Origin of the sequence: Tunturibacter gelidoferens, assembly GCF_040358255.1 — a bacterium.
Classification (GTDB): Bacteria; Acidobacteriota; Terriglobia; order Terriglobales; family Acidobacteriaceae; genus Edaphobacter; species Edaphobacter gelidiferens.
Map to the genome: position 1 here is coordinate 1,249,890 of NZ_CP132938.1, position 21,951 is coordinate 1,271,840.

Consider the following 21,951-nt stretch of genomic DNA (forward strand, 5'->3'; position numbering starts at 1 on the left):
TCCGGGCATTCGAAGGCACACGTCCCCAGCGAATCACAGGATACCACATAAGTTAGACGCTTTCCGAGGGAAAAAGATTCAGGGCAGCGGCGCGAAGTGATTCGCCTTGGGTGCCATTCTGGTGGCGGGGACAGCGGCGGAGGTGAATATCTTTGCCAGCCGAGCCGTAATCGTGGTGGCAATGGGTACAACGTAAGTGGTAGATGGTCTGGCCGGGGAAGGATTCTGAGGGAAATCCGGTCCGGGAGATTACGATCTGGCCGTGTTTGTTCTTGTATCCGGGGGTAGTGCTCTGGAAGTTGGTCATTTTTGCAGGGTTTCGTGTGTTTGATGAATCGGCGGTTCGCTCGCGATCACCCGCTACTGTAAGCCGATCAGAGTGATTTGCGGGTGTGATTTCAGCTTTCGAAGCCGGGTTTTGAGCGGCGGATCCTGGCTAACAGGGATGCAGGGCGGAGGGAGGATGGGTAGTGGAGCATGCTGGCCAGGAAGGCGGGCAGGGTATCGTGGGCGATGCGCAGGCAGGCAGGGACGACGTAAAGATTCATGACGATCTCTGAGATCAGGAGTGAGGCCGCCGCTCCATAGAGCCCGTAGGCTCGCGCCAGGACGTAGCAGAGAACGCAGGCGACGCTGGTGCCAAGGATATAGTAGGTGGCCAGGCGCTGGTGCTGGTTGGTGGAGGTCATCAGCGTGCCGCTGGTGGACCACAACGCGTAGAGGACGACAACGGCGAGAAGGATGCTGAGGAGGGGTCGGCTGGGTGGGACGTGGCCACCGGTCCAATGAACCAGAAACCATGGGCCGAAGCTGAGCATGACGATAACCAGGATCAGGGCTACGAGCAGGGCCAGCTGGCAGGCGCGGCGGAGCAGAGTTCGAGTGAGTTCGTAGTTTCCGGCTCCGAAGGCGATCGACATCTCGGGTTCGAAGGTGTTGTTGACCATTTGGACCATCTGCAGGGCTACCCGCGAGACAGTGCGGGCAGTGCTGAAGATAACGACGTCGGTGGGCCCGAGAGCGTATCCGACGGCGAGCAGGCTGCCTTGCAGGCTGAGGGCGTTACCGAGGGGGAATCCCATGTAGGCGAAGGCCGGTCGGGCGAGCTTGCGAATCTCGGCGAAGCTCGCGTGTTGCCACCCATATTCGATCCAGGGGATGTCGCGCCGGACGAGAATGCAGAAGAATATGGTGATGGCTACGTTAACCGAGGCAAAGACCAACGCTGTCATGCGTGCGCCTGCACCCAGTGTGACTGCGGCGATCATGCAGCCAAAGGCGAAGAGGGAGAACATGTTTTTGAGGAAGGTGCCGTAGGGGTAGCGGCCGATGGCTCGGTAAGCAGATTGAAGGAGCTGCTCTAATTGCCCGAGCAGGACGGAGACGCCGAGATAAAAGATGATCCACTTGGTGTCGGCCTCACCCAGCGTGGTGAGCTTGAGGAGGCGGGAGGCGGGAAGATAGTAGAGGGTTCCGGAGAGCAGTACGATCGTCGCTGTGCAGATGATGGCGATGAGCCACCAACAGCTCTGGAAGACGCGGAGAGCGGCAGCACGGTCATCGCGGGCGACCAGCATCGTCATCTCGTTGCCCGCGACAGAGCCGAAGCCCACATTGCTGAAGCTGAGATAGGCGGGGATGGAGTTGACGATCATCCATTCGCCGTAGAGGGGCACGCTCCAGAAGTGGAGGAAGACCGGGATCTGGACGAACTGAATCACGGTAGAGGAGAGTTTCCCTACCCAGTTGGTCAAGAAGCCAAGCATCAGCCTTCGCTTTGTAGAGATGTCCATGCTCATGAGTGAGATTTGCTTCCTAAATATTTTCCCGGATACAGGGCAAGTCTACTTTCTTATAACCCGTTGGTTTGGAGGATGTTCACGAGAAATCGACGATCGCTGCGTTATTGCTCCCGCAGCTTACGGTCGATTTGAAGCTTTTCTGCGGTGAGCTTAGTCAGCATCTCATGGTCGCCATGGCGGTCTGCCTCGGCGATGAGGGTGCGGAGCTCACGTTGGCGGCGTTCGAGCTGGCGGCACTTGAGGGTTTCGAGCGCGTTTTCGACAAGCTCGGTCATGGATTGCGCGTTGGTGGAGGCAGAATCAGGGTTCTCGGCGTTTTGAAGGGTGCGTGCTAGAAGAATTCGGCTGGGCTCGTCGGGCGCCGCGTCGAGAGGGTTGGGGGGTGCTGGCGCGTTCGCGAGTGACTCAAGTAAAGCGGCGGACGAAAGGCTGTCGTACCATTCCGGATGCTGTGTGAGCTGCTCGACGGCCAGGATGCGCGCAGGGTCGTTCTCCGGGAGAACGAGGACGCGCAAGAGGATTTCCTCGTTCCGATCGATCGGTTCGAGCCGATGAGCACTAACGCTTTCAACTTTTTTCGACGCTGCGTCACTCAATTCTTTAGAGTGAACAAACGAAATTCCAAGCTTCTGCGCCGCGTCAACTGCAAATTCTTCTCGCTGTCGAACTGAAGGCATACGGCGGATGTGCGGCAGTAAGAAATTCATCGCTTTGACCTTCCCTTCGGGAGTACGAGTGGGGAATTGTTCGCGGGCTCGGTCGATGAGGTAATCGGAGTGGCGCTTCGCATCGCGCAGGGCTGCCATGTACTGCTGGACGCCCTGCTCGCGGATGAAGCGGTCGGGATCAAGACCGCCTTCGAGGGTGACGATCTTCACTTCGAAGTCTTCTTCAGTGAGGAGGGCGATGGATTTTTCGGTAGCGGCGGTGCCGGCGGTGTCCGGGTCGAAGTTGACGATGACGCGCTTGGTGAAGCGGCTGAGGAGACGGATCTGCATCTCTGTGAAAGCAGTACCGGAGGTTGCGAGAACGCCTTTGATGCCGGCCATGTAGACAGAGATGCAGTCCATCTGGCCCTCGACCAGCAGCGCGAAGCCGAGGGCGCGGATGTCGGCTTTAGCTTTATCGAGGTTGAAGAGGACCTGGCCTTTGCTGTAGAGAGCGGTTTCGGGTGAGTTAAGATACTTCGCGATGGGGCGGCCCTTCTCATCTTCAGCGTCGAGGGCGCGGGCTGTGAAGGCGATGGTTTTGCCTTGTTCATTGGCGATGGGGAAGGTGATGCGCTTGCGGAAGCGTGCGTAGAGCTGGCCTTGGCTGCCGTCGTTTTGTTCTTTGGCGCTGAAGAGGCCGCTGGCGCGGAGGACTTCGTCGGGGAAGTGTTTGGCGAGCTGCTCGCGCATGTGGTTGAAGTCGTCGGGGGCGTAGCCGATGCGGAACTTCGCGATGGTCTCGGCGGTGACGCCGCGACCGGTGAGGTATTCGCGGGCGCGTGCGGCTTCGGGAGCTTTGAGTGCGGCTTCGAAGTACTGCGTGGCGGCTTCGTGAATGTCGGTGAGTTGGCGGCGAATGCCGGCTTCGCGAACCTCATCGGGGGAGTTGAATTCGCGCTTGGGGAGGGGGATTCCGCACTTGGTGGCCACTACGCGGATGGCCTCGGGAAAGCTGATGTTTTCGAGCTTCATGACGAAGGTGAAGACGTCGCCTTTTTCGTGGCAGCCGAAGCAATAGAAGTAGTTATGGGTGGCGTTTACGGAGAACGATCCCGTTTTTTCTTTGTGAAAGGGGCAGAGGCCGGTGTAGTTCTGAGCGCCGGATTTGCGCAGCTTGATGTAGTCGCCGATGATGCGGACGATATCGGCCTGCTGCTTGACGGTTTGTGCGAAGTTGTCGGACATGGGAGTTGGAGAGATCAGATCAACGGGCTTAGGTTTTTTTGGGCCTGTTTATGAGTTTAGACGGAGATTTTTTTCTGGCCGTGGTGCGGCTTGGATCTTTGAGGATTTGCTGGGCTTTTTGGAGGGGGTTGGGCCAGATTGGGGTGTTTGACCATGGTTTTTTGCTGGTCACAACGTGGTGTTCTGCATGGTGAACGTGGAAAAAAAGCAGTGCACTTTTGAGGTCAAAAAAATGCGTCACGAATTCGAACTTTATTTTGCTCCTTTCCTGTTCAGGGAGAACTGGGTGGTCGGGAGTCGGTTTGCATACAACGATTGAGGGATATCTTCGTGAATTCGCGCGGGCCTACGGTACATGTGCGGAACTTCCGTCGAAGGCGTGTGTTTGTATGGAGGGTAGAGAGCGAATGGCCGGCTGAGATACATGGCTATTCAACAACTTGAGTGCCGCGGCCAAGGCGCCGTTAGGCCAACCAAAGGATGAATGTATGAGATTGGCGAATTTAGTCCGTAAGTTTGTGGTGGGCGCGGCTCTTGCGCTTTTGCCTGCGGCTTCTTTTGCGGGAGTGTTTATTTCGGTGGGCTTTGCGCCGCCGGTGTTGCCGGTTTATACGCAGCCGATCTGCCCGGGTGATGGATATCTGTGGAATCCCGGCTACTGGGCGTATGGCGATGAGGGGTACTACTGGGTTCCGGGTGTGTGGGTTCGTCCGCCGCAGGTTGGACTACTGTGGACGCCGGGCTACTGGGGATGGGGTGGTGGCGCTTACCTCTTCCACGCTGGTTATTGGGGGCCGCACGTCGGCTTCTACGGCGGCGTGAACTATGGGTTCGGCTACGGCGGCGTAGGTTTTGGGGGCGGACGCTGGGTGGGCAACAGCTTTGCGTATAACACCGCGGTCGTCAATGTGAATCGGACGGTGATTCACAACACGTACATCGATAACACGGTGATCAACCACACGGCGATTAACAATCGTACGAGCTTCAACGGCGGGACCGGCGGACTTCAGGCTCGTCCGTCGGCACAGGAGGCTTCGTTCGCGCGGGAGAACCATATTGCACCGACGGCTGAGCAGCAGAGCCATGTGCAGATGGCACACGCGGATCGCAGCAACTTCGCTTCGGTCAACGGCGGTCGTCCGCAGAATGCAGCGTTTTCTCGCCCCGGGGTGCGTGCGGCCAATCAGCAGCAGCGTATCGGGCAGGGAGTGCAGTCGGGTCAGCTGACGGCGCATGAGACGGGCAACCTGGAGAACCGCGAGGCGAGCATCAATCATCAGGCTGCGGCTGACCGGGCGGCGAACGGCGGACATCTGAACGCGCAGGAGCACCAGCAGATCAACCAACGTCAGAATAACGTCAGCAAGTCGATCTACAACGATAAGCACAATGCGAACACGCAGGAGCATCCGCACGCCGAGGCACATGAAGGGCACCGGTAGGCGGTTTTAGAACGAAGAGAGAGCGGCCGGCGGAGGTTTTCGCCGACCGCTCTTTTTTTGTGCCTAGAATCTTAAGAATGGTCAAGAAAGAGATGGATCGGGTGGTTGTGGTGCTGGTGCGGGCACGCAACCCGAATAACATCGGCGCGGTGGCGCGGGCGATGCATGATTTTGGATTTCGCCATCTGCGGATCGTGAATGAGTATGCGGTGCCGTTCGAGACTGCACGGTCGGCGGTGGATGCTTCGGCGGTGCTGGCGGGGGCGGAGGTGTTTGCCAGCGTTGGCGAAGCGGTTGGGGATTGCACGCTGGTGGTGGGTACGACGGCGGTGGGCGAACGGGCGTTGCAGCATCCCTTATATGCGCTTGCGGACGCGGGCGGGAAGATCAGTTCCGAGTTGGCGGGTGAGGGACGAGTTGCGCTGCTGTTCGGTTCGGAGAAGACGGGGCTGAGCAACGATGAGTTGAGTTACTGTCATTGGCTGCTGACGATTCCGATGGAGGAGCAGGAGGAGATTCGGCATCCTTCGATGAATCTTGGGCAGGCAGTGGCGGTTTGTTTGTATGAACTGGTGCGCGGGCGGAGTGCGGTTGCTGCGGGTGGTGCGGATAAGGCGGCTAGTGCGGGTGAGGTGGAGCGGTTGACGGCACTGTTGACTGAGGCGCTGGAGGCGACTGGATATACGAAGCGGCATCCTGCGAATTGCGATGAAGCGCAGGTGCGGCGGCTGGTTTTGAGGATGGGGGTGACGGCGAATGATGCGCCGATTTGGATGGGGATTCTGCGGCAGGTGTTGTGGAAGGTGGGTGGGGGTGGATCGGATGTGGAAGGGAAGGGAGTGAAAACGCAGCTCCCCTCCGGGGATGACAGCTAGAAAAGCAAATGCAAAAGCAGATCCCTATGGGATGACAACCAGAAAGACAACTGCACCAGCAACAGCAAATGCGGGGGTCTCTCCACTGCGCCGTTCACGGAGAGACTGTGAACGGCTTCGGTGGAGATGACGAATTTCTATGAGGTGAGCAAACGCGAATACAAGGGCCCTCTCTTTTAGATAAAGCCTAAGGCAAGTAACGCTGGGAGGAGATGCAACTTCATATATCACCGGAACGGGTCGGGCTGTAGACTAAGCGTCATTCGTACATTTTGAAGGGCGGGAACGTCCGGAGGCTTTAAGTATGTTTTTGAAGCAGCGTTTGTCGGCTGTTGTGGGAGTTGTGGTGGGGTGTTGTTTCACGGCGAGTGGGATGGCGCAGGGCAAGCAGCTTACGACCGAGGACTATGCGCGGGCAGAGAAGTTCATGGGGTACAACGTCAGTTCGCTGGTGTATCACGGTGTGGGGCGGCGGCCGATGTGGATGGGGGACGGACGGTTCTGGTATCGGGATAATGGGCCGGATGGGATCACGTTTATTGTGGTCGATCCCGTGAGGGGGACGAAGACGCCGGCGTTCGATCAGAAGAAGCTGGCGGCGGCGCTGACGAGTGCGACGGGCGGCAAGATGAAGGCCGATGCACAGCACCTGATGATCTCGGAGATTGTTTTTTCGGATGGCGACAAGACGATTGTGGTGGGGAACGGTTCGAGGAAGTTTCGTTGTGATCTTAGTGGTGTAGGCGTTTGCACCGAGGTGATTGAGCCGGGTGCGAAGGCGTCTCATGGCGAGCAGGCGAACGGTGCGCATGGAGAACTTTCGCCGGATAAGACGAAGGCTGCATTTATTCGTGATTGGAATCTTTGGGTGCGTGAGGTTGCGACCGGCAAAGAAACGCAGCTGACGACCGATGGTGTGAAGGACTATGGCTATGCGACCGATAACGCCGGGTGGACAATGAGCGATAACCCGATCCTGGTTTGGTCGCCGGATGGAAAGAAGATCGCGACATTTCAGCAGGATCAGCGGAAGACCGGCGAGATGTACATGGTTCCGGTGACGAATGGGCATCCGGAGCTGAAGGCGTGGAAGTACCCGCTGGTGGGAGATACAGATGTGACGATGATTGAACGGGTGATCATCGACGTGGGTAAGGCGAAGGTGATCCGGTTGAAGATGCCGCCTGATCAGCATCGTTCGACGTTGTGCGATGACGTGAGTTGCCGCGGTGGGAGTGGGTGGGATGATGTGCAGTGGAGCGACGATGGGGAGCAGCTGATGTTTGTTTCGACCTCCCGCGATCACAAACAGGAGTGGGTGCGGATTGCGGATGCTGCGAGTGGCGAAGTGCTGGGTGTGATGAGCGAGACGGCATCGAAGTTCTTCGAGAGCGGCAACGGAAAGGTGAACTGGAAGTATCTTTCGAAGACGAACGAGCTGTTGTGGTTCAGCGAGCGAGATGGCTGGGGGCAGATGTATTTGTACGATGCCGCTACGGGCAGTCTAAAGAACAAGATTACGCGCGGCGATGGAAATGTGACCCAGGTACTGCATGTCGACGAGAAGACGCGGACGATTTATTTTCTTGCGGTGGGCAAGGAGCCTGGGCGCGATCCTTATTTCTCGCACTTTTACAGCGTGAAGTTTACCGGGAAGGATATGAAGCTGCTGACGCCGGAGAATGCGGATCATGCGGTGACGGTGTCGCAGGATGGGCGGTACTTTGTCGATGTGTACTCGACTGCGACCGAGCCACAGACGACGGTGGTGCGGGATGAGAGTGGCAAGGTTGTGGTCGAGGTGGCGAAGCAGGATATCTCGAAGCTGGTGGCGGCGGGGTGGGTGGCTCCGGAGCCGATTGTGGTGAAGGCGCGGGACGGGAAGACGGACTTGTACGGTTACATGTTCAAGCCGACGAACCTGGATGCGTCGAAGAAGTATCCGATTGTGAACCACGTTTATCCTGGGCCGCAGACGGGCTCGTGCGGTGGCCGGGGCTTCGCGGCGGCGCACGGCGATATGCAGTCGTTGGCGGAGCTTGGGTTTGTGGTGGTGTGTATCGATGGGATGGGGACGTCGTTCCGGTCGAAGGCGTTTCATGAGTTTTACTTCGGCGATCTTGGTGACAACACGATTCCGGATCAGGTGGCGGGGATGAAGGAGCTGGCGGCGAAGTATCCGTGGATCGATATTGATAAAGCGGGGATGTATGGTCACTCGGGCGGTGGGAATGCCACGGCCGCGGCAATGTTTCATTATCCTGACTTCTTCAAGGTGGGGATTGCGGAGAGTGGAAATCATGACCAGAGGGACTATGAAGATGACTGGGCGGAGAAGTGGAATGGGCTGCTGGTGAAGAATGCCGATGGGACGACGAACTATGACAGCCAGGCGAATCAGAGTGTGGCGAAAAATCTGAAGGGCAAGCTGCTGCTGGCGCATGGTTCGATGGACAATAATGTGCCGTTGAATAACACGCTGCTGGTGGTGGACGCGTTGATCAAGGCGAATAAGGATTTTGATCTGCTGATCATTCCGAATGTCGCTCATGGATATGGCGAGGCGAGTCAGTACATGACGCGGCGGCGGTGGGATTATTTCGTGAAGAATCTTGCGGGGGATGTGCCGCCGCATGAGTACGAGATGAAGTCGTATGCTGCGGCGATGGCGGCGATGCGGTCGGGGCCTGGGGATGCGGAGGAGGATTTCGATCGGTAGTGCGTGAAAGGCCCGCTGCGCTCAGTCACCCCGCAAACGAAGACCTGTTTGCGGGGACCCCGATTCGCGCGGCCACTTCGTGGCTTGTGTACCGGTCCTGGCCGGGCGGGAGTGGGGCCCTCCCGCTGGTCGGCTTTAGATTTTTGATTCAGGAAGGCTGCTTATTCGACGATCTTTCCGTCGTTGCTGGAGGAGTTGGTGGATTTGGCTGAGGAGACCTGCCAGCCGTTGCTGGTGTTGGTGAGGGTGGCCTGGGCGTTCTGGGGGGCTGCCAGTTCTGTCTGGAGTTGCGGATAGGCGTTTTGAGTTTCGGCGGCGGTGGCCCAGGCGGGGGCGTCGGGGATGTTGTAGTGGTAGGTGACCTGAGTGGTGGCACCGGGGTCGCTTGTGGTGGGAGTGGAGCTGTCGATGCTGGAGACTTTGCGATGGCCGTAGCAGAAGTTTCCGTAACCGGGTTGGGTGGTGTCGGCGGTCCAGGCGGCGCGGCCCTTGTCGGAGAGATCGTAGTTGTTGACCTGTTTGCTGGCGATGATGAGAACCTTCTTTTCGGCGGTGGTGCGGACGAGGAGGCCCTGATCGACGAGGGCATCGTAGTTTGAGGTCTTGCTGTTATTGGAGGTGTCGGCCTGGACGGGGAATTTTATGGGGTCGGACCAGAGGCAGGCAGGGTGGGCGGAGTAGTAGGTGTTGATGGCGCTGGTGAAGTTGAGGGTGTTGTCAGCCTTTTTGTTGCAGCCGGAGGCGAGTGCGACGAGTGCGCCGCAGAGGGCGGCTGTGCGGAGGGTGGTGCGGATGGAAAGCATGTTCATGTGTATCTCCTGTTCAGATTGTGGGATGCAGGAGAGGTGGTTCGCGGCTTACCGGGGAAAGGTTGCCTTGGGTGTGGCAATTTGAGTGGGATTTTGATGGGAGAGTAGAGACGCAGATCCCCTTCGGGGATGACAACAAGAAAAGCAACGACAACTGCAATGGCAACCGGAACCCAAACTGAAGGTGCAACTGAAACTTCAACGCAACAACAGCAAGAACGGCTGCTGCATGCGCAAGGAATTAGGGAGTTGCTAGAGCCAGCCCTTGGTGCGGGCGATGCGGGCGGCGTCGACGCGGTTGGAGGCGCCGAGTTTGGCGATGGCTTCGGAGAGGTAGTTGCGGACGGTGCCTTCGGAGAGGTGAAGTTCGTTGGCGATTTCGGTGCTGCTGCGGCCGTCGCCGGCGCGCTGGAGGATTTGGCGCTCGCGGTCGGTGAGGGGGTCGAGCTCGGCGTTCCAGGCTTCGGCGGCGAGGGCGGGGTCGACGACGCGCATGCCGCGATGGACGCGACGGACGGCGTCGGCTAATTCTTTTGCGGGGCGGTCCTTGAGGAGATAGCCGCGAGCTCCGGCGTCGAGGGCGCGGCGGAGGTAGCCGGGACGGGCGAAGGTGGTGAGGATGATGGTGCGAACGTTGGGTTGGTTGGTGCGCAGGTTCGCGGCTAGTTCGAGACCGGTCATGTGAGGCATCTCGATGTCGGTGACGAGGACGTCGGGTTTCAGGCGACCAACGGCTTCGAAGGCGTCGCGCCCGTTGGCGGTGGTGGCGACGACGGAGATGTCGGCTTCGAGCTCGAGGAGGGCGGAGAGAGCACCCAGGACCATGGCCTGATCTTCGGCTAGGATGACGCGGATGGCTGTGCTCATGTGGTCACAAAGGGAGCTTTGATTTCACTCGAATGTGTCGACGGTGTCAGGTCGTTTTGGGTGTCAGTAGTGTGAGGCAGCTCGATGAGGATCGTGACGCCTGGGCTGGTTGTGATGGAGAGGCGGCCGCCGAGCGATTGGACGCGCTCTCGCATTCCGCGGAGGCCGTTGCCTTCTCTGATCCTGGGCTGGTTTCCGTCGTCGGTGATGAGGAGGGAGTGATAGCCGTCTTCGGAGCGGGCGAAGCGGATGCGACACTGCGTGGCCTTGGCGTGTCGCACGATGTTGGTGACGGCTTCGCGAACGGTGAGGCACAGAACGGTCTCTTCCGAGGCGTTGAGTTGGGGGACTGGAGATTCGCAGGAGAGCGCGACACCGGCGGATTGGAGGGTTTTGCGGGTTCGCTCCATTTCGGCGGTGAGGCCCTGAGAGCGGTAGCCGCCGATGGCCTCGCGTACTTCGCTAAGGGCTGTTCGGGCGGTAGTTTCAACGTCGGCGATCTCGCGGACTGCACGTTGCGGGTCGCTCTCGATGAGTCGGCCGGCGAGCTCTGCCTTGAGAACGATGACAGAGAGGGTGTGGCCGAGGACGTCGTGGAGATCGCGGGCGATGCGTTCTCGTTCGGCGACGGCGGCGAGGGCCACGTTCTCTTCCTGGGCCGCGCGTAGTTTGCATTCCGCTCGTTTCTGCTCGGCGAAGAAGATGTTGCCACCGCCGATGATGATGAGGAGGAAGATTCCGATGATAGCGTTCGGCCATCCGATCTGTAGTGGGCCCGGTGCGCGGAAGAGATAGGTTTCGCCGAGAATGGCGAGGGACTCAACGAAGAAGAGAGCGAGAACGCGGCGCTTCGATTCGACGCTGAAGGGAAGAAAGCCGGCGACGTAGACGAAGAAAGTTATGGCGCCGGAGTTCCATGGGAAGGTAACGAGGCCGAGGAGAAAGGTGGCGCCGATCATCCAGAAACGGAGGGGGCGGCCCTCGTCGGTTGCGCGAACGTAGCCGAAGAAGAGCGCAAGAAAGGTGACGAAGACTGCGATGGTGCCGAGCCAGATATGCCGGTTCGGCTCCAGGATGGGATCGATGAAGAGAAAGCCAGTGTAGGCCAACCAAATCCATGGCCACTTGCTTTCGCGCGCGCTCGAGATGTTGTCGTTGCCGGTCATGGATTGCTCCAGAGCAGTTTACGCCGCTGTGGTCTTGTGCCTCTGCTGTTTATTCGTTCTGTTCTTTGCGATGGAAGAGGAGTCGCTTGAATCCGAGAATCGGTCGATCTTTGTGGTCTTTCGCTCATGTTGGTCCGTTGGTTTCGGTGGCTTAGATTACGGTCGTGCGTCAGTCGGAAAGATCGCTGAAGGCTGTTGGATGTTTGGGTTGATAGAGGCCGACCTCGCCTCCGCCAGGAAGGCGGATTCTGACGATAGAACCCCACCGCTCTTCGTGCACTTCGGAACATTGGACAGCTTTGTTCGCGAGTGCGGAGATCTCCGCCCTGAGGTCGTTGCACATGAGATAGAGCTCGTGCCGGCCATTCGCTTCGGCTGGATGAATGGCGACCTCTGCGGGAGGCAATGCGAAGATCAGCCATCCATGGCCTGCGTCCACAGAGGCGAGCCCCAGGACATCGCGCAGGAAGGCTCGGTCGGCGGCTGGGTCCGTGCTGTATAAGACCACGTGCGCGCCAAAGATCATCGGGGATGCCTTCTGTCGTTCCTTTGGTTGTTTGTGCTCATCGTGTGCTCGACGTGAAGCTCATCTACGTACGTCCGATGCCGAAAGTGTATCGCTTTACGCGCTATGCGTTCTGTTCCTTTCGGTGGAAGAGGAGGCGGCTGATTCCCAGCATTAGGAGGGTGAAGCCGATGAGTGCATTCCAGTGAGTGGTGAGGGACATCGAGTCTCCGTAGTGGAAGATGCTGAGCATGAGCTGGGAGAGATGGTAGGTGGGTAGAAGTGGCGCTATGCCCTGCAGCCAGTGAGGCATGAAGCGAATAGGCACCCACAGGCCGCTGAGGAAGGACATGGGCAGGTAGATGAGATTGATGATGCCGGGTGCGGCGTTTGCGGGGACGAGGAGCGCGATGAGGAGGCCCATGCTGGCGAAGCTGATGGAACCGACGGCGGTCATGCCGAGCATCTTGAACAGTTCGGCGGCGGAGAGGTGGACGTCTCCGAAGGAGATTCCGATGATGGTGAGGATGCTGACGATGATGAGACCGAAGGCTACGGCGGAGGCGCATTTGGCAAAGAGGTAGGCCGAGACGGGCATTGGGCTTGCGCGTTTGAGTTCGAGCCAGCCGGCGGCGAGATCGGAGGAGAGGCCGACGCCTATGCCGAAGAGTGCCGCTCCGATAAGGCCGAAGCAGGCGTAACCGGCCAGCATATATTTTGCCAGGTGTATGCCGCCTTCGTAGGCGTGGCGGTTGGCGACGCCGAAGAGGACGTAGAACATGACCGGGAAGCCGATGGTGGCAAGAGAGAAGGAGCGGGTGCGGATGAGTTTTACGAACTCGTATTTTGATTCTTTGCGAAAGATGCGAATGGTGCGGGTGGAGTTCGTTGCAGTCGGGAGAGGATGGGTGATGGCGGAGGTGGACATTGGATGCTCCTTGGCAAATCTATTTGGCTGCGACTTAAGTTCGAACAGCAAAGGCGGGATAGAGTCTGCGTCGTCATTAGCTTCTTGTCAGGGCGAGGAAGGCGTCTTCGAGTGCGGGGCTGGCGATCTCCAGACCGGTGAGAGTCTCGTCGCGCAGGAGCATTTCGCGGACTACGTCTTCTGCGTTGACGGCTGTGACGATGGTCGTCTCTCCGTTGCGCTCGACGCTGGTTACAGAGGGGAGAGCTTGCAGGAGTTCGCTTGAGAGAGTTGTGTGGCAGCGGATGCGGCGTCCGCCGCTGTTGCGTTTGATCTCGGCTGGGGTGCCTTCGCAGATGACGCGGCCTTTGTTGATGACGATGATGCGGTCGGCGAGGGCGTCGGCCTCTTCGAGATAGTGCGTGGTGAGGAGGACGGTTTTTCCCAGTGCGGAGAGGACGCGGATCTCTGCCCAGAGGCCGCGGCGGGCTTCGATGTCCATGCCTACTGTGGGCTCGTCGAGGAAGATGAGGTCGGGGTTGCCGCAGAGGGCGAGGGCGAAGAGGACACGCTGCTTCTGGCCGCCGCTGAGTTGGCCGAAGAGGCGATCTTCGATGCCCTGGAGGTGGGCGATGCGGAGGATGTCGGGGATGGGCAGGGGATTGGGGTAGTAGCTGCGAAAGAGGTCGAGGTGCTCACGGACTTTGAGCATCTCGGTGATGCGCGAGACCTGCAGCATGGCTCCGACGCGGGTGCGGGTGGCAGCTTCGCGGGGATCGCTGCCGAAGACGCGGACGGAGCCGGAGGTGGGGGCGATGAGGCCGAGAAGGAGTTTGATGGCGGTGGATTTTCCGGCGCCGTTGGGGCCGAGGAGAGCGACGATCTCGCCGGGGCGGAGGGCGAGGTTGAGGCGGTCCAACGCGAAGGTGGGGGCCGAGGCGTTGCCGTAGCGCTTGGTGACGCCGGTGAGGGTGGCGATGGGCTGTCGGTGCGCGATGTGAGGTCCGTTGGCCGGCGGTGTTTCGGTCTCGTAAGCGATGGAGGTCAAGGGCATGATCGGTCTCCTGTCTGGTTTACAGGATGATGATGCGATGGTTTGCGCGGCGGCAGTAGTGTGGGACGTCAGGAGTTGTGGGTGACAGATGTCATGTTCCGAGTCACAAAAGGGCGGATGAACGGTTGCCGGAAGACTGGTGACAGTTTTGGGCACGACCGCGTGGTAGAAATTGGCAATGGAAGCCGTTACTGATCGTCCTGCGTGGAAGACCTTGTTGGCTTTCGCGATTATTTATTTTGTGTGGGGATCGACGTTTCTTGCGATTCGGGTGAGCGTGCATGAGGTCCCGCCTTTTCTCTGTGCGGCAATGCGGTTTGTGGTCGCGGGGCTTGTGCTCTTTGGGTGGATGCTTGCAAAAGGAGAGAGCCTGCCGAATGTGCGGCAGTGGGGTTCGATATCGCTGATCGCTCTGTTGATCTTCGTGGTCGACTATGGGCTGTTGTTCTGGGCTGAGCAGCGTGTGGCTTCGGGAGTTGCGGCGGTAATGATGGCCACGATTCCGGTGTTCATGGCGCTGTCGGAGATTGTGTTTCTGCGGACGCAGAGGCTTACGGTTCGTCTGGCGTTTGCGCTGCTGATCGGGGTTGGCGGGGTGGCTGTGCTGATGAGCCACTCGCTGAACCTTGGTGGGGCTGCGATTGAGACTACGGGCGCGGTGGCTCTGATTGTGGGATCGCTGAGTTGGTCGGTGGCTTCGGTGTTGTCGCGTTTGCTGCCGCTGCCTGAGTCGAAGGTGATGAGCTCGGGGGCGCAGATGTTGACAGGGGGATTGCTGCTTGCGCTTGTGGCGGCTGGTGTGGGCGAGTTTCGAAACTTTCATCCGGGAGGTGTTTCGCGTGGGGCCTGGTTCGCTTTGGTGTATCTGATTGTTGCTGGGTCGATCGTTGGGTTTACGGCTTATGTGTGGCTGATTCATCATGAGTCGCCTACGAAGGTTGGGACTTATGCGTACGTGAATCCGGTGGTGGCCGTGATGCTGGGATATTTTGTGGGTGGTGAAGGACTTGGAATGCGGACTGTTTTGGGGACTGCGTTTGTTTTGGTTAGCGTGGTGTTGATTACTACTGCTAAGAAGCAGAGGGTTGATGCGGATGGTTAGGAGATTAAAGGCGTGCTGCGCGCACGGCGCGATCTGCCATCGAGGCTGACGCGCCTTCGGCGCCTTTTTTGTGGTGATCGAGGCTACATGTAGTCGACGCCGTACTGGACGGGAATCTGGGTGAAGGCGATGCGGGTGGGGGCGGATTCGCGGGCGGGAAGCATGCCGGCGAAGTGTAGGGTGGTGTGGCCGTACTTGAGGTTGAGCTTGTCCATGGTGGCGGAGAGGTCGGCGCGGTTGTTGGGGTTGGCGAAGAGCTCGGGCTGGTGCTCGTCTTCGGGGATGAGGTCGCGGAGGGTGATGCCGACGAAGAAGGGTTTCTGAAACTCGGCGCCTTGCGGTCGCTGGGCCCAGAGAGAGCGCAGGATTTCGAGCAGGGTGAGGGTGTCCTGGCAGTCGCGAAAGCGGGCTTCCATGCCCCAGCCGGAGTTTTTGATGCCGGAGTAGTGCTGCTTGACTTTGCCGTGCGCGGCCCTGGCTTCGGCTTGTTCGCGCGTGAGCTGGTAGCGGATGGTGACGGAGAGGGAGCCGGTGTAGAAGTGCTCCATGCGGAGGCGCATGGCGGCTTTGTGGAGGAGCTTGTGCGCGACGGCCCAGGAGCCTTCGGGGGAGCGGTGTTCGGGTGCGAGGACGTGGGAGTGGCCGAGGGACTTCTGGACGGCCTGGGCGACGTTGTTGCCTGTGGTGTCTTCGGTCTGGACGCCGCGCAGCCAGTGGTACATGCGATCGCCCCAGACGGAGTCGAAGAGGGTGCGCATGCCGTTGCGGTCGAGCGCGAGGAGCTGCTCCATGGTGGTGATGCCTTTTTTGTTCAGGCGGAGTTCGGTGCGGGCACCTACGCCGGGGAGGTCGCGGAGTTCGAGGTGCGCGATGGCGCGGGGTAGTTGAGAGGGGAGCAGACCGATGAGACCGTCGGGCTTCTGCATGTCGCTGGCGATCTTGGCGAGGTAGCGGTTGGGCGCCATGCCGATGGAGCAGCGCAGGGCGACGCCGACATTTTTGTAGATGGACTGCTTGATCTCGAGGGCGATCTTGCGGGCGCGCGGGGGTTCCTGTTCGCGGCCGATGAGCTGGCAGACCATCTCGTCAATGGAAGGGTTGTGGGCGACGGGGCAGGCTAGTTCGACGGCCTTGGTGATGTCGTGGGAGTATTTGGCGTAGTCGGCGTGGTCGCCGGCGATGAGGATGATGCCGGGGCAGAGCTTTTTGGCTTCGCCGACCTGGGTGCCGGTTTTGACCTTGAAGGCTTTGGCTTCATAGCTGGCGGCGATGCAGCAGGTGGTGTCGGCCATGGTGGGGACGACGGCGAGAGGTTTGCCGCGGTACTCCGGGTGGAGCTGCTGTTCGACGGACGCGAAGAAGCTGTTGAGGTCGATATGGAGGAAGTGGAAGCGGTCGGGTTGGACGTGGGCGGACACGGCTCGTACTGAGGATTATATTCGCCTTTTATTTGCTCCCGTTCTCACGCCTGGACGATGGCATAGGTGATGCCGAAGGGGTCGCTGAAGTTGAGACAGTTATGGCTTTCACGAAGAATCACGCAGCCGTTTGCGACCAGGCCTGTCTTTACTTTGCCGATGTCCGGAACGGTGAAGTTCGGGAGTGGTGGCCGAGCATTGAGCTCCCGATCGACGCAGAGGCGGAAGAGTCCGGTGTCGTATTCGAGGTGGCTTTCGGAGCGATTAACGAGGGTGAACTTCATCACGTTGGTGTAGAAGTTCTCGGCTGCCGTGATGTCCTGCAGGTGAATTGCGACGCAGTCGGATGACTTGAACATTCCGGCATCCTCCCTTCGAGGTAGGGTGTCGATGTAATCACTTCGGGATGGAAGCTGTCCAGTCTATTTCTCGATAGAAGGACTGCACTGGCGGCTCGCTGCTAGAATTCCGTTCTATGGCAGCAGCTGAGCATCCGGTTCAAGCAGACATCCCTGTGGCAAAGTCACTCAATCATCAACGTAAACTCGCGGAGCTTGCCGCGCGCCATGCCATCGCGGAAGAGGGCGGCGGCGAGGAACGACGCGAGCGAGAGAGGAAGTCGGGCAAGCTTTCGGCGAGGGAGCGGATCGATTTTCTGTTGGATGAGGGCACGTTCGAGGAGACAGATAAGTTCGTCACGCATCGGGCGACTGATTTTGGCATGGCTGAGCAGCGCGTGCCGGGGGATGGATTTATTACCGGCTACGGACGGGTGCATGGGCGAGTGGTGTTTGTGTTTGCGCAGGACTTTACGGTGTTTGGTGGGTCGCTCTCGGAGGCGAATGCCGCAAAGATCGTGAAGATTATGGATATGGCGATGCGGGTGGGCGCGCCGGTAGTGGGATTGAATGACTCGGGTGGTGCGCGTATTCAGGAGGGCGTGGTTTCGCTGGCTGGGTATACGGATATCTTTCTGAGGAACACGCTGGCTAGTGGAGTTGTACCGCAGATCTCGGCGATTCTGGGGCCTTGTGCCGGGGGCGCGGTTTATTCGCCGGCGATTACTGACTTTACGGTGATGACGGAGAAGACGAGTTACATGTTCGTGACGGGGCCGGACGTGATCAAGACGGTGACTCACGAGGATGTGACCAAAGAGGCGCTTGGCGGTGCGGTGACGCACAACGAGATCTCCGGCGTGGCGCATTTTATGGCGCACGACGATCAGGAGTGCTTGGCTACGGTGAGGGAGTTGTTGAGTTTTCTGCCTTCGAACAATCTCGACGACGCGCCGAGGAGGCCGACGCAGGACGATCCGGCGCGTGCGGATGCTGCGTTGGACACGATCATTCCGGAGGAGAGCAACCAGCCCTACGACATGGTGGATGTGATCTCGCGTGTGGTGGATGATGGCTACTTCTTTCAGGTGCACGAGCACTTCGCGCGGAATATTGTGGTGGGGTTTGCGCGGATGGCGGGGCGGCCGGTGGGGATCGTTGCAAATCAGCCTGCGTTTCTCGCGGGCGTCCTGGACATCAACGCGAGTGTGAAGGGTGCGCGGTTTGTGCGATTCTGCGACGCGTTCAATATTCCGCTGATTACGTTTGAAGATGTGCCGGGGTTCATGCCGGGAATTCAGCAGGAGCATGGCGGCATCATTCGTCATGGAGCGAAGCTGCTGTATGCGTTCGCAGAGGCGACGGTTCCGAAGCTTACAGTGATTACGCGCAAGGCCTATGGTGGGGCTTACTGTGTGATGAGCTCGAAGCATCTGCGGACGGATTTAAATCTGGCTTGGCCTACGGCGGAGATCGCGGTGATGGGGCCAGAGGGCGCGGTGAATATCGTCTACAAACGGGAGCTTGATTCGACCGTGCGCCGGGCTGAGGCGATGTGGCCACAGGGGAAGGCGTTTACGGAAGAAGAGAAGCTGGCGGTTCTCGCTGAGGCTCGCAAGGACAAGGTGGAGGAGTTTCGCGAGCGGTTTGCGAACCCTTATGTGGCGGCGGAGCGAGGATACATCGATGCGGTGGTTCGGCCTAGTGAGACCCGCAGACGGCTGAACTCCGCGCTCGATATGCTGGCTACGAAGCGAGAGAAAAATCCTGCCAGGAAGCATGGCAATATCCCGCTGTAAATTTTCATCTGGGGACTCTTCGCGGCCGTTATTGCTTATTGCCTACCAGGACGAAGCTGGAGGGGATGGCCCGGCACTCGGATTTGCTTGAGGCGTGCCAACTTGTGCCATTGGAGTAGGCGATGGAAGTGACATCGAGCCAGCGCAGAGAGCCCACCCCCGGCATTGACACGTCGAAGCTGGTGAGGTCATTTTTGCCGGGTGCGAGCTGAATCTGGAAGGTCTTCGTGAGGTCGCTGGGGTCCGCGCCGATTGGAAGGATCCTTGGGTCGGACGGAACAGCGTGGAGCGTGGCTTCCAGAGAGAGGATTGGGGGTCCTCCGTAGTGCTTTATGGCGACGTGGAGGGCCTCGGATGATAGATCGTGGCTGCGCTCGTCTCCTGCGCTACGTATGGTGGCTATCGATTGGCGTTGGGCGATGAACTGGACAGGACAAAGGTACTTTGGATCGAAGTTGACTGAGCTGGGGTCGAACGAGATGATCCGGTTTTGACCGAGAACAGGGACAGAAGCGATTAGGAGCAGGATTGAGGCGGAAAGGTTTCGCATGGAGACCTCCTAAGCTGAAACCGGTACAGGGTTAGGCTACTCCTGTGACGAGTGGGGCTCAAGCCTGTTGGACAAGATGCGTTGGTGGACTGCTGAATTTATTGTGTTGTGCCGGTAAGGAAGATCTGCTCGGAGTGCGAGGCGATGACGCGGTAGAGGCCGAACTGGCGAGCGTTCTGGCCTCGCAGCTCGAAGAGCAGGCTGGCTCGGTTGCTGGCCTCGGCGTCGACGACATCGACGAAGCGCATGAGAGGGGTGCGGTCGAGGTGGGCTGCGTCGGTGACACTTTGGATGGCTGGCTTGAGTTCGCCGAGGCCGTTGTCCTGAGCGACAATGGTGACGTAGCGGAGAGCTGCTCCCGTACCCGCGGTGTGGGCGGAGTAGACGTAGGTTGCGGCGCCGCCGTAGCTGAGGGTGTAAGCCTTGAGCTCTTCGTCAGAGAGAAGGATCGATGGGGGAGTGGGTGTAGCTCGGTGGGTGCGCGTGGTGGTTGTCGTCTTCTTTACTGTGGCGGCGGGGGGCGCGGCGGGAGGTTTGCCCGGTGAGGCGTATGCGGCGAGTTGAGCCTGGGCCATGGCCTGCATCTTGGCGAGAACGGTTTTGTGCTGGGCGTCGTCCTGCCACTCGAGAGTGAAGGGGTGGGGGTCTCGGTTGGCCGCGTCAGAGACCGCTACCATCTGGTGCAGATTTTGGGGGATGCCGACGAGCTTTGGTAGATCGGTTTCGGTCATGGCGCTGGTGGGCTTGCCGCGATGGAGGTTGGGGCGGCTGGGATCGTCGTTGAGGTTGCCAGTCCCTGCGACCGAGTTGGTGTCGTGCGCTCTCTTTGCGTCTTCGGCGGAGTGTCGCTTGAGGGTGGGACGGTCTGGGTCGTCGGATGGAGTAGGGGCGCTGGCGGTTGTCGATCCGGTGTCGGTGGTGGGGGTGTCCGAGGTTTGACGCTTCATGGTGGGACGGTCGGGATCGTCGGGAGTGGAGTTGGGAGTGCTGGATGCTGTGGCCGAGGTGTCAGCGCTGTCCGATCTGCGTTTCATGGTGGGACGGTCTGGGTCGTCGGCGGGAGTGCTGCCGGTTGATGCGGTTGTGGTGTCGGAGGTCGAGCTGTCGGAGCGGCGCTTCATGGTGGGACGATCTGGGTCGTCCGCAGAGGTTGAGCCTGTAGAGGTTGTTGAAGCGGAGGGAGTGCCTGAGTTGGAGGCGTCTGCGGCTGAGTTGTCGGATCGGCGCTTCATCGTTGGGCGATTCGGGTCGTCGTTGTTGCTCGCGTCGGTACTGGTTTTAGCGTCGGCTTGATGGCTGGTGTCGCCTTTGGAGCCGGTGAGGACGGGCAGGGTCTTCGAGGGCTTGAGGGCTGCGGCTTTCTTTGGCGCGGCGAGGGGCTTGACGCTGCCGTAGCCGAACCAGCCGTCGTCGTAGGCGAGATCGCCGGTGGCCTCGACGGCTTGTAGGTGTTTTGCATAGGCGAGATCGAGATAGCCTTTGTCGATGCCGGCGGTCTGGAGTTCGTAGACGTTGCCGCTGAGGAGGGCGAAGGGTACGGGGCGAGCGACGTAAATGCCGGCGTCTTCGAGCTTGCCATCGATGAAGAGAGAGACAGGAATGAGGCGGCTGGCAGTGGGTTTGGCGAAGTCGCCGGTCCACTCGTAGACGCCGACTGCGCGGACGACCTGTTCGGGTTTGGCGACCTTGTGCATCTGTGCCCAGATGGGGCCGGTGAGAATCAAGGCGGCAAAGAGGATGCGATGGGGGATGTGTCTCATAGGCCTGTCATCGAGATTAGACGCTATCTGAGGGTCAAAGTCCTACTTGACTGCGGGAGGGACAATTGAAGTGGAGCGACCGGTGGTGAGGATGTTCGCTACCATGCATGGTATGGGTTCTGCGATGTTGCTGGAAGTCAGAGAGTTGTCGGTGGGGTTTGGGCGGCATGAGGCTGTCAAAGGGATTTCGTTCGAGATCAGTGCCGGTGAGACGTTGGGATTGGTGGGGGAGTCGGGGTCTGGGAAGTCGGCGACCTCGCTGGCGGTGCTGAGGTTGTTGCCGGAGAGTGCGCGGGTGAGCGGGGCGATTCGATTCGATGGGGAGGATCTGCTGGCGCTGTCTGAAGAAGCCATGCGGAGGCGTCGTGGGCGAGAGATTGCGATGATCTTTCAGGAGCCGATGACGGCGCTGAATCCGGTGATGCCGGTGGGTGCTCAGATTGGCGAGGCAGTGGCGGCGCATCATCCGGAGATGGGGCGGAGAGCGGTGAGGGCGCGGGTTCTGGAGGCGATGGAAGAGGTTGGATTGCCGGATGTTGAGCGCAGGGCGAAGGACTATCCGCACCAGTTTTCGGGAGGGCAGAGGCAGAGGATTCTGATTGCGATGGCGATTGTGAATCGGCCGAGGCTGCTGATCGCAGATGAGCCGACGACGGCTCTGGACGTGACGGTGCAGGCGCAGATTCTGGAGCTGTTGAAGGCGTTACGGAGGGAGCATGAACTGGCGATGCTGTTTATCTCGCATGATCTGGCGGTGGTGTCGCAGGTGGCAGATCGGGTTGCGGTGATGCAGCGTGGCGAGATTGTGGAGCAGGCGGAGGCGGCGAAGTTGTTTCTGAATCCGCAGCATGCTTATACGCGCAGGCTGCTGGCTTCGGCTCCGACGATGAAGACGGACCGGTCGAAGCCACTGGCTTCGGTTTGACGGACGGAGTTGGGT

At 59.5% G+C, this 21,951-nt stretch carries 18 protein-coding genes; 6 read left to right on the plus strand and 12 right to left on the minus strand.

Translation table 11 applies throughout. The features are described 5' to 3' along the window. Positions 1 to 398: 398 nt before the first annotated feature. Positions 399 to 1,793 carry a lipopolysaccharide biosynthesis protein gene (locus RBB81_RS05770; RefSeq protein ID WP_353073028.1) on the minus strand — a complete coding sequence of 465 codons (1,395 nt, stop codon included), beginning with the start codon at positions 1,791 to 1,793 and terminating at the stop codon, positions 399 to 401. 110 nt (positions 1,794 to 1,903) lie between these two features. Then, the gene (dnaG, locus tag RBB81_RS05775) at positions 1,904 to 3,697 is read right to left on the minus strand and encodes a DNA primase (protein WP_353073029.1); all 1,794 of its coding nucleotides are present in this window, start codon (positions 3,695 to 3,697) and stop codon (positions 1,904 to 1,906) included. Between the two features lie 488 nt (positions 3,698 to 4,185). Between dnaG and RBB81_RS05780 the strand changes: the two genes are divergently transcribed. The 3 genes from RBB81_RS05780 to RBB81_RS05790 all read left to right on the plus strand — a co-directional run bounded on the left by RBB81_RS05780 (position 4,186) and on the right by RBB81_RS05790 (position 8,736). Then, on the plus strand, positions 4,186 to 5,142 hold the full coding sequence (locus RBB81_RS05780) for a YXWGXW repeat-containing protein (protein WP_353073030.1): 957 nt from the start codon (positions 4,186 to 4,188) through the stop codon (positions 5,140 to 5,142). 77 nt (positions 5,143 to 5,219) lie between these two features. Next, the gene (locus RBB81_RS05785) at positions 5,220 to 6,017 is read left to right on the plus strand and encodes an RNA methyltransferase (protein ID WP_353073031.1); all 798 of its coding nucleotides are present in this window, start codon (positions 5,220 to 5,222) and stop codon (positions 6,015 to 6,017) included. Between the two features lie 304 nt (positions 6,018 to 6,321). Continuing rightward, positions 6,322 to 8,736, plus strand: a complete 2,415-nt coding sequence (locus tag RBB81_RS05790) for a S9 family peptidase (protein WP_246373682.1) — start codon at positions 6,322 to 6,324, stop codon at positions 8,734 to 8,736. Positions 8,737 to 8,897: 161 nt separating this feature from the next. Here the strand turns inward: RBB81_RS05790 and RBB81_RS05795 are convergent, their stop codons facing one another. The 6 genes from RBB81_RS05795 to RBB81_RS05820 all read right to left on the minus strand — a co-directional run bounded on the left by RBB81_RS05795 (position 8,898) and on the right by RBB81_RS05820 (position 14,044). Continuing rightward, positions 8,898 to 9,545: a hypothetical protein gene (locus RBB81_RS05795; protein WP_353073032.1), complete on the minus strand. Its 648-nt coding sequence runs from the start codon at positions 9,543 to 9,545 to the stop codon at positions 8,898 to 8,900. Between the two features lie 252 nt (positions 9,546 to 9,797). After that, on the minus strand, positions 9,798 to 10,412 hold the full coding sequence (locus RBB81_RS05800) for a response regulator transcription factor (protein WP_353073033.1): 615 nt from the start codon (positions 10,410 to 10,412) through the stop codon (positions 9,798 to 9,800). After that, positions 10,409 to 11,578 carry a sensor histidine kinase gene (locus RBB81_RS05805; RefSeq protein ID WP_179581009.1) on the minus strand — a complete coding sequence of 390 codons (1,170 nt, stop codon included), beginning with the start codon at positions 11,576 to 11,578 and terminating at the stop codon, positions 10,409 to 10,411. The genes RBB81_RS05800 and RBB81_RS05805 overlap by 4 nt, the downstream gene beginning before the upstream one ends. Positions 11,579 to 11,747: 169 nt before the next feature. Then, positions 11,748 to 12,104 carry a VOC family protein gene (locus RBB81_RS05810; RefSeq protein WP_353073034.1) on the minus strand — a complete coding sequence of 119 codons (357 nt, stop codon included), beginning with the start codon at positions 12,102 to 12,104 and terminating at the stop codon, positions 11,748 to 11,750. 103 nt (positions 12,105 to 12,207) lie between these two features. Next, on the minus strand, positions 12,208 to 13,011 hold the full coding sequence (locus RBB81_RS05815) for an ABC transporter permease (RefSeq protein ID WP_179581011.1): 804 nt from the start codon (positions 13,009 to 13,011) through the stop codon (positions 12,208 to 12,210). 76 nt (positions 13,012 to 13,087) lie between these two features. Continuing rightward, a complete protein-coding gene (locus RBB81_RS05820; protein ID WP_179581013.1) occupies positions 13,088 to 14,044 on the minus strand; it encodes an ABC transporter ATP-binding protein in 957 nt (318 codons plus the stop codon). A 178-nt stretch (positions 14,045 to 14,222) separates the two neighbouring features. On the opposite strand from RBB81_RS05820, the gene RBB81_RS05825 reads away from it, so the two are divergent. Next, the gene (locus RBB81_RS05825; RefSeq protein WP_353073035.1) at positions 14,223 to 15,146 is read left to right on the plus strand and encodes an EamA family transporter; all 924 of its coding nucleotides are present in this window, start codon (positions 14,223 to 14,225) and stop codon (positions 15,144 to 15,146) included. An 83-nt stretch (positions 15,147 to 15,229) separates the two neighbouring features. On the opposite strand, the gene RBB81_RS05830 is transcribed toward RBB81_RS05825, so the two are convergent. Together RBB81_RS05830 and RBB81_RS05835 are read right to left on the minus strand one after the other, a co-directional pair. Beyond that, positions 15,230 to 16,564, minus strand: a complete 1,335-nt coding sequence (locus RBB81_RS05830) for a DNA polymerase thumb domain-containing protein (RefSeq protein ID WP_179581018.1) — start codon at positions 16,562 to 16,564, stop codon at positions 15,230 to 15,232. Positions 16,565 to 16,608: 44 nt separating this feature from the next. Further along, the gene (locus tag RBB81_RS05835; protein WP_179581020.1) at positions 16,609 to 16,923 is read right to left on the minus strand and encodes a VOC family protein; all 315 of its coding nucleotides are present in this window, start codon (positions 16,921 to 16,923) and stop codon (positions 16,609 to 16,611) included. Positions 16,924 to 17,039: 116 nt separating this feature from the next. Here RBB81_RS05835 and RBB81_RS05840 point away from each other — a divergent pair, with 116 nt between their 5' ends. Next, complete coding sequence (locus tag RBB81_RS05840; RefSeq protein WP_353073036.1) at positions 17,040 to 18,701, plus strand: acyl-CoA carboxylase subunit beta; 1,662 nt, start codon at positions 17,040 to 17,042, stop codon at positions 18,699 to 18,701. A 28-nt stretch (positions 18,702 to 18,729) separates the two neighbouring features. Here the strand turns inward: RBB81_RS05840 and RBB81_RS05845 are convergent, their stop codons facing one another. Both RBB81_RS05845 and RBB81_RS05850 read right to left on the minus strand, forming a co-directional pair. Beyond that, positions 18,730 to 19,251: a hypothetical protein gene (locus RBB81_RS05845; protein WP_353073037.1), complete on the minus strand. Its 522-nt coding sequence runs from the start codon at positions 19,249 to 19,251 to the stop codon at positions 18,730 to 18,732. A 98-nt stretch (positions 19,252 to 19,349) separates the two neighbouring features. Next, on the minus strand, positions 19,350 to 21,011 hold the full coding sequence (locus RBB81_RS05850; protein ID WP_353073038.1) for a hypothetical protein: 1,662 nt from the start codon (positions 21,009 to 21,011) through the stop codon (positions 19,350 to 19,352). A 112-nt stretch (positions 21,012 to 21,123) separates the two neighbouring features. Between RBB81_RS05850 and RBB81_RS05855 the strand changes: the two genes are divergently transcribed. Next, on the plus strand, positions 21,124 to 21,936 hold the full coding sequence (locus tag RBB81_RS05855) for an ABC transporter ATP-binding protein (protein WP_353073901.1): 813 nt from the start codon (positions 21,124 to 21,126) through the stop codon (positions 21,934 to 21,936). The last annotated feature ends 15 nt before the right edge of the window (positions 21,937 to 21,951 follow it).